Genomic DNA, 12,637 nt, shown 5'->3' with positions numbered 1-12,637 from the left:
GAACCAGTTTGCGATCCTCTATGAGGAACGCTTCACTCATCCACATCGTTGAGATAATGCTGGCTCAGCAGTCGAAAAGATGGTGAGCCTTTAACTGCCCTGCACACAAAAAAACTGACAGGCCCCGCGCCGGCCCTAAAGGCAGGCTTGCCGCCGACGTCCTCGCCCGGCTTCGGGCCCGGCGTCTTTCACGACGGCGCTGTGCGAGCGCAGCGACGCACACCATGCCCGAGCCCTGAATCCCCGATACTGCCGGCGCGCAGCGCAGCCGAAGGCGTTCCTGCGTTGACGCCGGCAGCAGGTGGCCTACGCCCTGCATGGGGATCGTTCAATAGTGGGTCGACGCAGCCACTATCCCAAACTCACCTGGCGTTAGCAGGTTCGAACCACCAGCCACATCGAACGGAAATCACCACCGCCCGAACCACCCACACCGTCAACTTGATAGCCAGCCGCTCAGGCGACGCGCTTTTTGGTTACTTTTTGTCGCTCGGACAAAAAGTGACCCGCCCAGGAGGGCGGAACCAGGCGCTTCAAAGGCCGACAGCATGTCATCAACGGCGATAACACAGCTTCAACGGCCGACAGCATGTCACCAGCTGCAACAGCAGTAGAACACCAAACAAAACACCAAAAACAGACCGGGCCGGGCGAGAGGGCCGGCGCTCCCACGAAGTCCCGCGCCGACAGATGCAGAAGAATCGATTCACCCCATCCCCATCACACTCGACAACAACATCTTCACCAACACCGCCTGCCGCGTTGCCCCGGTCTTGGCAAAGATCCCGCGCAAATGCGCGCGTACCGTGTTCTTCTTCACGCCGAGCCTGACGGCCGCTTCATCCAGCGTCAGCCCATCGACCATCAGCAAGGCCAGCTCGATCTCTGTCGGCGTCAGGTGGAACAGCTTGCGCAGGCTGGCATGCGTATTCCGCGGAGACCCGGCCGGGTCCCGGATGAAGACCGCGACCGCGGGGCGGCGGGCCTTGTCTTCGGTGCGATAGCTGAGGGGAATGGGCCGCACCAGCACGCTCAGCGGCGTGGCGGCCGCGGGGCGGCCGAGCAGCGTGACTTCGCTGCGCGACGCGGCCAGGGCGTGGGCCTGCGCGGCGTCTTCGAGGATCTTGCGGAAGCGGCGGTTTTCCACCGGACAGTGCGCGTGCAGCATGCCGTCCGACAGGTAGAGGCCGTCGCGCGCCTGCAGCAGGCGCCTGGCGACGTCGTTGCTGCGGATGGCCTTGCCGTGTTCGTCAAGGATGATGGTGCCGACCAGCAGCCGGTCCACGGCTTCCGCGTACAGGGCGCGCTCGGATTGCAGCATGTCCAGCGCGGCATGCAGGTCGACCGCGCGCTTCAGGTGCGGCAGCAGGCTTTGCAGCAGTGCCTTCTCGGTGGCGCCGAAATCCTGGCCTGCCTGGTCGCGGCTGATGAACAGGGCGCATTCCACGCCGTCGGCGGTGACGAGATTGGCTGCGAGGATATAGCGCAGGTTCAGCGGCGCCAGGTATTGGGCATAGAACGGGTGTGCCAGCCATCCGGCTTCACCGAACAGCTCGTCGGCACTGAAGAGACGATCGGGATGCAGCTCGAGGAAGGGGCACAGCGCGTAATACTGCTCGCTGTAGGAGGGCTCGCCCGGCAGGTGCGGGCCGTAGGCGGAGGCATTGACGATCAGGCCCGGGCGGTCGGTGGCGGGGTGGCGCAGCACCAGTGTGACGAAGACTGCGTCGAGGCGCTGGCGCACGGATTCCAGAAAGCCGGCCCAGGGCACGGCTTCGGTGGGGCCCTGGTAGAGCTGGGCGAGCAGGGCGCTGAGTTCGGCGGCCGGCAAGGGGGATGACGGCATGATGGCAGTCCGGCGGTTTGCTCCCCTCTCCCGCTTGCGGGAGAGGGGTCGGGGGTGAGGGCGGGCGCATGGCAAGCACGCCAGCGCCTCACTTCGTGGAAGCGCCGGCCCTCACCCCCACCCCTCTCCCACTACGCGGGAGAGGGGAGCGTATGCGGCGGATGTCGGCAAGCGTCAATGCTCTCGCAAATCGGCCGTTCGCTCCTGCTTGCATCGTACCCACCCCCACCACCGCCTCATCGTCCATTCAGCCTAAGGCCTATCCCGCAGCCACGCCACGATCCGCTCCGCCGCCTGCTCCGCCGTGTCGGCCGTGGTGTCGATGCGCAGATCGGGCCGCTCGGGCGCCTCGTACGGCGAATCGATGCCGGTGAAGTTCTTCAGCTCGCCGCGCCGCGCCTTGCGGTACAGGCCCTTGGGATCGCGCTGCTCGGCCACTGCCAGCGGCGTATCGATGAAGACCTCGACGAATTCGCCATCGCCCGTCAGCGTGCGCGCCATCTCGCGCTCGGAGCGGAACGGCGAGATAAACGACACCAGCACGATCAGCCCCGCATCGAGCATCAGCCTCGCCACTTCCGCCACGCGCCGGATGTTCTCGACGCGGTCGGCTTCGGCGAAGCCCAGGTCCTTGTTCAGCCCGTGGCGCACGTTGTCGCCATCGAGCAGATAGGTGTGGTGGCCGAGTGCGTGCAAACGCTTTTCCACCAGGTTGGCGATGGTGGACTTGCCCGCGCCGGACAGCCCGGTGAACCAGACGATGCGCGGCGACTGGTGCTTGAGCGCGGCGTGGGCGCGGCGGTCCACGTCGATGGCCTGCCAGTGGACATTCTGAGCCCGGCGCAGCGCAAAGTGCAGCATGCCGGCGCCGACCGTGTTGTTGGTCAGGCGGTCGATGACGATGAAGCCGCCCAGCTCGCGGCTGCGTGCATAGGGGTCGAACGCCACCGGCCGGTCCAGGTGCAGGTTGCATACGCCGATCTCGTTGAGTTCCAGCGTGCGCGCCGCCAGGTGTTCGAGCGTGTTGACGTTGACCTTGTACTTCGGCTGCGCGACCGTCACGCCCACGGTGCGCGTGCCGAGCTTGAGCAGGTAGGGGCGGCCGGGCAGCATCGCATCCTCGCTCATCCACACCAGCGTGGCTTCGAACTGGTCTGCCACCGCGGGCGGGTCGTCCGCGCACGCCAGCACGTCGCCGCGGCTCACGTCGATCTCGTCGGCCAGCGTCAGCGTCACCGCCTGGCCACGTATGGCATGCTCGCATTCGCCCTTGGCGCCGATAATTGCGTCCACGCGGCTTTCCCGGCCTGAGGGCAGCGCGCGCACCCGGTCGCCGCGGCGGATTTCGCCCGCGCTGACGGTGCCGGCGAAGCCGCGGAAATCGAGGTTGGGCCGGTTGACCCACTGCACCGGCAGCCGGAACGACTCGTCCTGCACGGGTACGCTGTCGATCGGCACGGTCTCCAGGTGTTGCATCAGCGTCGGGCCCTGGTACCACGGCGTGTTGGCGCTGGGCGCGGTGATGTTGTCCCCGCGCAGCGCGGACATCGGAATGCAGGTGATGTCGGTCAGCCCGATCTGGCTGGCGAATTCGCGATACTCGGTTTCAATGCGCGTATATACCTCGCGCGAGTAGTCCACCATGTCGAGCTTGTTGACCGCCAGCACCACGCGCCGGATGCCCAGCGTGGACACCAGGTAGCTGTGCCGGCGTGTCTGCGTCTGCACGCCGCGGCGCGCATCCACCAGCAGGATGGCCAGGTCGGCGGTGGACGCGCCGGTGACCATGTTGCGGGTGTATTGCTCGTGCCCCGGCGTGTCGGCGACGATGAACTTGCGCTTGTCGGTGGCAAAGAAGCGGTAGACCACGTCGATGGTGATGCCCTGTTCGCGCTCGGCGGCCAGGCCGTCCACCAGCAGCGCGAAGTCGAGGTTCTCGCCCTGCGTGCCCATCTTTTTCGAGTCGGCTTCGAGTTGCGCCAGCTGGTCCTCGAACAGCATCTTCGACTCATACAGCAGCCGGCCGATCAGCGTGCTCTTGCCGTCATCGACGCTGCCGCAGGTGATGAAGCGCAGCAGGCTCTTGCTTTGCTGCGCGCGCAGGTAGTGGGCGATATCGCCCTGCGCGGCGCTTGATGCCGCTGCTGTTGTCGCTGCTGTTGCCGCTTCTGGCGCCGATCCCGGCGCGTTGTCGATCAGGGTTTCCATCAGAAGTATCCCTCCTGCTTCTTTTTCTCCATCGAACCGGCCGAATCGCTGTCGATCAGCCGTCCCTGGCGCTCCGACGTGGTCGCCAGCAGCATTTCCTGGATGATGCCGCCGAGCGTGTCGGCCTCGCTCTCGATCGCGCCGGTGAGCGGGTAGCAGCCGAGCGTGCGGAAGCGGACCTTGCGCATCTGCGGCGTTTCGCCGGGGCGCAGCGGCAGGCGCTCGTCGTCGACCATGATCAGCGTGCCGTCGCGCTCGACCACGGGGCGCTCCCTGGCGAAGTAGAGCGGCACGATCGGGATGTCGTTCAGGTAGATGTATTGCCAGATGTCGAGCTCGGTCCAGTTCGACAGCGGGAACACGCGCAGGCTTTCGCCCTTGCGCTTGCGCGTGTTGTACTGGCGCCAGAGTTCGGGCCGCTGCATCTTCGGGTCCCAGCGGTGCTGGGCGGTGCGCACCGAGAACACGCGCTCCTTGGCGCGCGACTTTTCCTCGTCGCGGCGCGCGCCGCCGAAGGCGGCGTCAAAGCCGTAGTGGTCCAGCGCCTGCTTCAGGCCCTGCGTTTTCCATACGTCGGTGTGGACGGCCGAGCCGTGCTCGTGCGGGCTGATATTACGTTCCAGCCCTTCGGGGTTGATATGCACGCGCAGGTCCAGGCCGAGCCGGTCCGCGGTCTGGTCGCGGAACGCGATCATCTCGCGGAATTTCCACGTGGTATCGACATGCAGCAGCGGAAACGGCGGCCGCGCGGGATGGAAGGCCTTCATCGCAAGGTGCAGCATCACGGCGCTGTCCTTGCCGATGGAATAGAGCATGACGGGGTTTTCGCATTCCGCCACCACCTCCCGCATGATGTGGATGCTCTCCGCCTCCAGTTGCTCCAGGTGGGTCAACATCGGGTTCTCCTCTTGGACCTCTTGGTCCTCTTGGTTGCGCCGGTCCCCGGGCAGGGATCCGGCATGGCCACAAGGTAGCGAGCCCGGGCCCCGCGCCACTTCGTCCGGGCGGACTAAGAAATCGCGGGCGGCGGCATGCAATTCCTAGTCCGCCCGGACGAGGAAGCGCTTGCCCCGCACTGGGTATCGTTGCTTCGCCGACGAACCACGGGAGCAGGCAGATGGCGACCTCCGCCGAAGACCAATTGCTGAGCGGCCAGACCTGGGCCGAGTTTTGCGAAGTGCTCAAGCGCAGCGGGCAGCAGATCCTGCGCCCGGAAGCGCCGACGGACGCGCTCACGCGCGCCGAGGGCTTCCGCTACCTGAGCCGCTTGCTGCGCATTGCGCTGGAAATGCACGTGGAATTCGCCGATCCGGCGTTTCCCGGCTTCTTCTCGCCGTCACACGAGACCGCCAAGATCGGCGCGGACAATCCGGACAACCTGTACCGCTACGCACGCCTGGACGGCAATGCGGCGTACCGCATCCGCGGCCGGCGCGGCACGGTGGCGTATCTCAGCTTCGGCACGCAGAAGGGTGGCTACGAAACGGACGGGCGCATGGTCCAGACCGGCTTTATCGACAGCAACAAGCTGGCGGTGGCGGCGGACGGCAGTTTCGAGATCGTCCTCAGCGCACGGCCGCAGGCGGGCAACTGGGTGCGCATGGAGCCGGCCACCAATGCGCTGGTGGTGCGCCAGACCTTCCTCGACCGCAAGGCGGAGACCCCGGCCGAACTGCATATCGAGCGCGTTGACGGCGACGGCAAGCCGCCCGCGCTGAGCGCCGAGCGCCTGCACGGCGGCCTGCTGCGCGCCGCCGGCTTTGTCGAAAGCACCGCGCGCATCTTCGCCGATTGGGCCGAGGGTTATGGCGGCCATGTCAACGCGCTGCCGCCCGCGGACCAGGCCGTTTGCCAGGCGGCGGGCGGCGATCCCAACATCTTCTACTACCACTCCTGCTGGCAGCTTGCGGATGACGAGGCGCTGGTGGTCGAGGTCGACCGGGTGCCGGACTGCGAGTTCTGGAACTTCCAGATCAACAACTACTGGATGGAGTCGCTCGACTACCGCTACCACGACATCTGCATCAACAAGCACGGCGCCCGGCTCGATGCCCGTGGCGGCGTCACCGTCGTCCTCAGTGCGCGCGATCCGGGCCTGCCCAACTGGCTGGAAACCGCCGGCCATCGCAACGGCACCATGTGCTGGCGCTGGGTGGGCGCGGCGCAGCCGGCGCATCCGCGCACCCGCGTGGTCAAGCTTGCATCGCTCAGTGAAGAGCTCAGTGAAAAGCTCAGGGAGAACAACGCATGAATGCCATCAACGTAAAGGGCCTGCTTGAGCGGGCGAGCGAGCAGGCCGGCGGCCTGGCCGACTTCGGTCCGGGCAACTACCGCGAGGCGCTGGAGGTGCTGTCCGATTCGCTCGCACGCGAGGCCAGCCTGTCGCCGCAAGGCGCGCAGCTGCTGCAAGGCAAGCTGCAGGGCCAGCTGGTGAACCGGCTGGTGATCCAGGACTATTGCCGACGCTATCCGGAGATCCTGCAGGAGCGCGTGGAAGACCCGCTGGTCATCGTCGGCCTGCCCCGCACCGGCACCACGCTGCTGCAGCGCATGCTGGCCACCGACGCGCGCTTCTGCTCGGCGGCGTGGTGGGAAACCCGCTACCCCGCGCCGCTGCCCGGCGAGGACGCGCGCGACGCCAGCCGGCGCATTGCGCTGGCGCGCGACGAAGTCGCGCAGATGATCCGCTTCATCCCGGACATCCTCGCCATCCATCCGCTCGACGCGATGGCCGCCGACGAGGAGTTCATGCTGATGGAGCATTCATTCCTGTGCGCAATGGATTCCTACGCCAACGTGCCCGGCTACACCGGCTGGCTGGCGCGCCAGGATCGCACGGAGGTCTACGCCTACCTGAAGACCATGCTGCAGTTCCTGCAGTGGCAGAAGCGCCAGCGTGCCGAGACACCGGCGGCGCCGGCGCAGCGCTGGGTGCTGAAGACCCCGCAGCACCTGCATACGCTGGAGGTCCTGTTCCGGGTGTTCCCAGGCGCGCAGGTGGTGCTGACCCACCGCGATCCGGTCCAGACCATCCCGTCGATGGCCAGCATGGCGCATACGCTGTGGAGGATGTACGCCGATGCGCCGGATCCGATTGCGGTAGGCCGCCAATGGAGCGAACAGATGCGGCGCGGCACGGAACACGCCATGGCCGTGCGCGACGCCATGCCTGCCGACCGCTTCCTCGATGTGCGCTTCGAGGACACGGTGCGCGATCCCTTCGGCGTGGCGCAGGCGGTCTATCGCTTCGCCGGCATGCCGCTGACCGAGGCCGCGCGCGCCGGCATGTGGGCATGGATGGAAAGCAATCCGCGCAACCAGCGCGCGGCGCATGCCTATACGTCGGAACAGTTCGGCCTCAGCCAGGCACAGCTGGAACGCGATTTCGCCGGCTATCGCGCGCGGCACGTGCCGGGCCGCGACTAACACCGAAAACACCGAAAACACCGAAAACACCGACAACACCGAGGAGACAACCACATGCTGCTGAAAGACAAGATCGTCATCGTATCCGGCATCGGCCCGGGCCTGGGCATCAAGCTGGCGGTCGAAGCCGCGCGCGAGGGCGCCCGCGCCGTTGCCATTGCCGCGCGCACCGCGGCGAAGCTGGACGAGGCCCAGGCCCGCATCGATGAACTGGGCGCCGACTGCGAAGTGCTGAAGGTGGTGACCGACATCACCGACCGCGCCCAGTCCCGCCATCTGGCCAGCGAGACCGTGCGGCGCTTCGGCCGTATCGACGCGCTGGTCAACAGCGCCTTCCAGCACGGCAATTTCCCCGAGCCGGTGGAAGCCGCCGATCTCGATGTCTGGCGCCAGGTGTTCGACACCAATGTCTTCGGCACCATGACGCTGACGCAGGAGGTGGCCGCGCTGATGAAGCCGCAGGGTGGTGGCGCCATCGTGATGATCAACACCCAGGCCACGCGCAAGCCGATGCCCGGCGAATCGGGCTACGCGGCGTCCAAGGGCGCGCTGGCGGTGGCGGTCAAGTACCTGGCGCGCGAGCTGGGGCCGCACGGCATCCGCGCCAACAGCATCTTCATGGGCTGGATGTGGGGCGCGCCGGTGCAGGGCTATGTACGCCACGCCGCGGCCGAACAGGGGGTCGCCGAGGACGCTATCATCGCACCGGTGGCCGCGCAGATCGCGCTGGGCCGGATGCCGACCGACGACGATTGCGCCCGTGCGGCGCTGTTCCTGGTGTCGGACTACGCCCGTGCGATCACCGGGGCCTCGCTGGATGCCAACGGCGGCGACTTCATGCCCTGATCCGACGTGCCGACTCGATTGCCAATTCCGCCAATTGCCATGACCCGCTACTTTGCCTTCAACGGCGATGCCGACGGCCTGTGCGCCTTGCAACAACTGCGCCTTGCGTATCCGGGCGATGCGACGCTGGTCACCGGCGTCAAGCGCGATATCCGGCTGCTCGAGCGGATCGATGCCCGCGCCGGCGATACCGTGACGGCGCTGGACATCTCGCTCGAACAGAATCGCGACGGGCTGCTGCGGCTGCTTGCCGCCGGTGCGCAGGTGGACTACTTCGACCACCACCACGCCGGCGACCTGCCGTCGCATGCCGGGCTGCGCGCGCATATCGACGAAAGCGCGGCGGTCTGCACCAGCATCCTGGTCGACCGCCACCTCGACGGGCGCCATCGGCGCTGGGCGATCACCGCCGCCTTTGGCGACAACCTCGGCGACGTGGCGCGCACAATGGCGGCGCAGGCGCGGCTGGACGCTCGCGAAACCCTGCTGCTGGAACGGCTCGGCACCTGCCTGAACTACAACGCGTATGGCGAGTGCGTGGCGGACCTGCATTGCGATCCCGCCGCACTGGCGCAGCACATGCTGCCGTTCGCAGATCCGCTGGAATTTGCGGCGCAATGCGACGCCTATGCGCTGCTGTGCGATGGGTACGAGGACGACATGGCACAGGCACGCCGCCTGTCGCCCGTGCATGAAGTCCCCGGCGCCGCGCTGCTGGTGCTGCCCGACGCACCATGGGCACGGCGCGCGATCGGTGTGCTGGCCAACGAGCTGGTGCGCGGGCGTCCCGGCGATGCGATCGGCCTGCTGTCGCCCAGGTCTGGCGGCGGCTTTTCGGTCAGCGTGCGGGTGCCGCCGCACAGTGCGACGGGCGCGGCCGACTTCTGCCGCGCCTTCGAAACCGGCGGCGGCCGGCGCCTGGCCGGCGGCATCAACCACCTGCCCGACGCCGAGGTGGAGCGCTTCACGCGCAGCTTTGCCGACTGCTTCGGCGCACCCCTCAGCCCGGCGGGACAAACTCCGTAACCTCCAGGTCGAAGCCGGTGACCGCGCGGTAGGGCACCGGATGGCTGAGCAGGCGCAGCTTGTGCGCGCCCACATCGCGCAGGATCTGCGCCCCGACCCCCAGCGCGCGCTGCGCGAAGGCCGGCGCCGGCGCGGCGGCAGGCGGCGCGGCCAGCCGCGCCAGCCGCTGCTGCGGCGATTCGCGCTCGTCCAGAAGCACCAGCACGCCGCAGCCTTCGGCGCCGATGCGGGCGAGCGAGCGTTCCAGGTTCCAGGCGGGCTGGCAGGTGGATTGCGCCGGCGTACCGAAGGCCAGCACGTCGCGCTGCATCTCCACCGCCTGCACGCGCGTCAGCACCGGCTTGCAAGGATCGGGCTCGCCCAGCACCAGTGCCAGGTGGAGCGCGTCGGCAGGGGCATCGTGGTAGGCGTGCACGGTGAAGCGCCCGAACGGCGTGTCAAGCCCGGTCGAGTGGGTGCGGCGCAGCGCGCCTTCGGTCAGCAGCCGGTGGTGGATCAGCCCGCTGATCGAAACCGCCGGTATCCCGTGGCGTTGCGCAAAGGCCAGCAGGCCGGGGCCGCGCAGCAGGTCGCCGTCGTCGTCGAGCAGCATCGCGTAGGCGCCGGCGGCGACCCGTCCGGCCAGCCGCGGCAGGTCGGAGCAAGCCTCGGCAAAGCCGGCGCGGCGCAGCACGCCGTCGGCCTGCGCGACCACCGGAAAGATGTGCCCGGGCTGGACCAGGTCGGAAGGCTGCGCGCGCGCAGCTGCCGCCACGCGCAGCGTCAGCGCCCGGTCTGCGGCGGAAATGCCGGTGCTGACGCCGGTGGCGGCTTCGATCGACACCGTGTAGCGCTCGCGCTGGCGCTGGTTGGCGGCCATCGGCGGCAGCTGCAGCCGGTCACGGCGCGCCTCGGTGATGGCCAGGCAGACCAGGCCGCGCGCCTCGGCGGCCATGAAGTTGACGTCGGCCTCGGTGGTGCGTTCGGCGGCCACCAGCACGCTGCCGGTGGCCTCGGCGGTGTCGTCTTCGATCACCACCACGCGCTCACCGGCGGCCAGTGCGGCGAGCACGTCGGCCATCGGCGGCAGGACGTGGGGCGTGTTCATGCTGCCTCCTGCCGGTTGTTGTTGCCGAAGGCCTGCCGCAGTGCCGCCGCGGCCGCATCCAGCGCGTCGCTGGCCGCATCGATCACGCCCTGCATGCTGGCGAAGCCGTGGAACTGCCCAGGCCAGCGGCGCACGGTGGCGCTGTTGCCCGCGCGCTGCAGCGCTTCGCCGTAGGCTTCGCCCTGGTCGCGCAGCGGGTCGAACTCGGCGGTGATGATGGTGGCCGGTGGCAGGCCATGCAGGTCACGCTGGCGCAGCGGGCTGGCACGCACGTCTGCGCCATCGGCGGGATTGGCAAGGTACTGGGCGCGATACCAGTCCAGTTCCGCCGCGCTCAGGAAGTAGCCGGTTGCGCATTCGCGGTAGCTGGCGCTGCCGGTCGCGGCATCGGTGCAGTCCAGGTAGGGGTAGAGCAGCAGCTGGTGCCTCAGGGCGATGGCGCTGCCGCGCAACTGCTGGCAAGCCACGGCGGCGAGATTGCCGCCGGCGCTGTCGCCCGCCACGGCGATCCGTGCCGGATCCGCGCCCAGCTGCGCCGCATGCGCGGCGGCCCATCGCACCGCCGCGACAGCGTCGTCCGCGGCGGCCGGGAAGCGCGCTTCCGGCGCGAGCCGGTAGTCGACCGACAGCACCAGCGCGCCGCTGCGGCGCGCCAGGCTGCGGCAGATGTTGTCGTGCGAATCGAGGCCGCACAGCACAAAGCCGCCGCCATGGAAATAGATCACGAGCGGCAGCGCGGCGCTGTCGTCCGGCCGGTACAGGCGCGCCCGCAGCGGGCCGGCCGCACCGTCCAGGGTCAGGTCGTGCTGCGCGGCGATGGCATCGCCGGGCGCGAATCCGGGCATGGCAGCCAGCGCGGCACGGTAGTCGGCGGCGCGCAGCGTGGAGAAGTCGGGGCTGGGCATGGCGGCCATGGCATCAAGCATGGCGCGGGCCTGGGGGTCGAGCGGCATGGTGTCTCCCGGTTGCCGTTGAGGATTCATTCAGGTTCGGAGCGCGGGTTCAGGGCGCGGGTTCAGAGCGCGAAGGCCGGCTGGCTGCCCGCGACAATGCCTTGCGCGCGCGCCAGCGCCGCGTGCGCCGCCTGCTCGTGCGGCAGGATCCAGAAGCGGCCGGCCGCGACGCCATCGAGGATCACGCGCGCGACTTCGTCCGGCGTCATGCCGGCGGCAATGCCGCTGCGCAGCGCGCCGTTCATCTGGTTCACCTCCTGCGGCCCGGCGCCATCCAGGTCCGCGGCGATGCCGGTGGCGACCGGACCGGGGCAGACCACCGAGACCCGGATCGGCAGGCCGGCCGCCTGCAGTTCCAGCGCCAGTCCTTCGCTGAGCGCTACCACGCCCTGCTTTGACAGCGTGTAGGGCGCTAGCCAGGGGCCGACCGCGAGGCCGGCCATCGATGCCACGTTGACGATATGGCCCGAACCCTGCGCCGCCATGCGCGGCACGAAGCAGCGCAGCGCGTGCAGCACGCTCCACAGGTTGATGCGTAGCACACGCTCGAATACCTCCGGCGCCAGCTCCCAGCAGCGGCCGGTGGCCAGCACGCCGGCGTTGTTGACCAGCAGGTCGACACGGCCCAGGCGCAGGAAGGCTTCCGCGCACAGGTGCTCCATCTGCCGCAAGTCGGATACGTCGGTAGGGATCGCAATCGAGATCGCACCCTGGCCGGCGAGCGCCGCGCGCGTCGCTTCCAGCGCGTCGGCGTCGATGTCCGCCAGTGCCAGCGCATAGCCCTGCGCCGCCAATGCATGGGCCAGCGCGCGGCCGATGCCGCTGCCCGCGCCGGTGATCACTGCGGCCTGCTGCCGCGGGTTTGCCGCCATGGTCGTGGTTCTCCGTGGAAAAAAATGGGGGAATGACGGGCCGCGGGGATCGCCGCCCATGGCTCACTTGTAGCGGCGGCGCGGCGGCGCGGCATCGTCTGTTTGGGTAGGGCGGCGGCACGTGGCGCATACGGCGTCACATGGCGTGATATGGCGTCTAGGGGTTTGCCCGCGAACTGGCGGCCATGGGTTGGTCCTTAGTCTGTTTGGAGTATGTGTTTGCGCCGCCGGCGCGTGAGGATGGGCCTGTCCCTAGGGACTAGTCCGGCGTGCGTGCCATGCCGGCGTGGACTAGGGCAAACCATGAAGGCAGGGGGCAAGCCGCGACCCCTTCGCCGTCCCTATAATCGGGGCACAAATGACGGGCCACAGA

At 68.4% G+C, this 12,637-nt stretch carries 10 protein-coding genes; 4 read left to right on the top strand and 6 right to left on the bottom strand.

Going from position 1 to position 12,637, the window contains the following annotated elements; genetic code table 11:
- Positions 1-706: 706 nt before the first annotated feature.
- From VSR71_RS24155 to cysD, 3 genes are all read right to left on the bottom strand, one after another.
- Positions 707-1,846 carry a helix-turn-helix transcriptional regulator gene (locus VSR71_RS24155; protein ID WP_428979455.1) on the bottom strand — a complete coding sequence of 380 codons (1,140 nt, stop codon included), beginning with the start codon at positions 1,844-1,846 and terminating at the stop codon, positions 707-709.
- 252 nt (positions 1,847-2,098) lie between these two features.
- Complete coding sequence (cysN, locus tag VSR71_RS24150; protein WP_342916324.1) at positions 2,099-4,054, bottom strand: sulfate adenylyltransferase subunit CysN; 1,956 nt, start codon at positions 4,052-4,054, stop codon at positions 2,099-2,101.
- Positions 4,054-5,004: a sulfate adenylyltransferase subunit CysD gene (gene cysD / locus VSR71_RS24145; protein WP_342916328.1), complete on the bottom strand. Its 951-nt coding sequence runs from the start codon at positions 5,002-5,004 to the stop codon at positions 4,054-4,056. Before cysD ends, cysN begins: the two co-directional genes overlap by 1 nt.
- A gap of 167 nt (positions 5,005-5,171) precedes the next feature.
- On the opposite strand from cysD, the gene VSR71_RS24140 reads away from it, so the two are divergent.
- Genes VSR71_RS24140 through VSR71_RS24125 form a run of 4 tightly spaced genes read left to right on the top strand, consistent with a single transcriptional unit; the run spans position 5,172 to position 9,352 of the window.
- The gene (locus VSR71_RS24140) at positions 5,172-6,305 is read left to right on the top strand and encodes a DUF1214 domain-containing protein (protein WP_342916323.1); all 1,134 of its coding nucleotides are present in this window, start codon (positions 5,172-5,174) and stop codon (positions 6,303-6,305) included.
- Positions 6,302-7,480 carry a sulfotransferase gene (locus VSR71_RS24135; protein ID WP_342916322.1) on the top strand — a complete coding sequence of 393 codons (1,179 nt, stop codon included), beginning with the start codon at positions 6,302-6,304 and terminating at the stop codon, positions 7,478-7,480. The genes VSR71_RS24140 and VSR71_RS24135 overlap by 4 nt, the downstream gene beginning before the upstream one ends.
- A gap of 54 nt (positions 7,481-7,534) precedes the next feature.
- The gene (locus VSR71_RS24130) at positions 7,535-8,326 is read left to right on the top strand and encodes an SDR family oxidoreductase (protein ID WP_342916321.1); all 792 of its coding nucleotides are present in this window, start codon (positions 7,535-7,537) and stop codon (positions 8,324-8,326) included.
- Positions 8,327-8,365: 39 nt separating this feature from the next.
- Positions 8,366-9,352 (top strand): acetyltransferase, encoded by a 987-nt coding sequence (locus VSR71_RS24125; protein WP_342916320.1) that lies wholly within the window; start codon positions 8,366-8,368, stop codon positions 9,350-9,352.
- Here the strand turns inward: VSR71_RS24125 and VSR71_RS24120 are convergent.
- The 3 genes from VSR71_RS24120 to VSR71_RS24110 all read right to left on the bottom strand — a co-directional run bounded on the left by VSR71_RS24120 (position 9,327) and on the right by VSR71_RS24110 (position 12,264).
- The gene (locus tag VSR71_RS24120) at positions 9,327-10,439 is read right to left on the bottom strand and encodes a 3,4-dihydroxy-2-butanone-4-phosphate synthase (RefSeq protein ID WP_342916319.1); all 1,113 of its coding nucleotides are present in this window, start codon (positions 10,437-10,439) and stop codon (positions 9,327-9,329) included. The genes VSR71_RS24125 and VSR71_RS24120 overlap by 26 nt on opposite strands.
- Complete coding sequence (locus VSR71_RS24115; protein WP_342916318.1) at positions 10,436-11,392, bottom strand: alpha/beta hydrolase; 957 nt, start codon at positions 11,390-11,392, stop codon at positions 10,436-10,438. Before VSR71_RS24115 ends, VSR71_RS24120 begins: the two co-directional genes overlap by 4 nt.
- A gap of 62 nt (positions 11,393-11,454) precedes the next feature.
- Positions 11,455-12,264, bottom strand: a complete 810-nt coding sequence (locus tag VSR71_RS24110; protein WP_342916317.1) for an SDR family NAD(P)-dependent oxidoreductase — start codon at positions 12,262-12,264, stop codon at positions 11,455-11,457.
- Between the last annotated feature and the right edge of the window lie 373 nt (positions 12,265-12,637).

The organism is Cupriavidus oxalaticus (assembly GCF_038900635.1).
GTDB lineage: Bacteria > Pseudomonadota > Gammaproteobacteria > Burkholderiales > Burkholderiaceae > Cupriavidus > Cupriavidus oxalaticus_B.
This window is presented reverse-complemented; position numbering and strand designations above follow the sequence as displayed.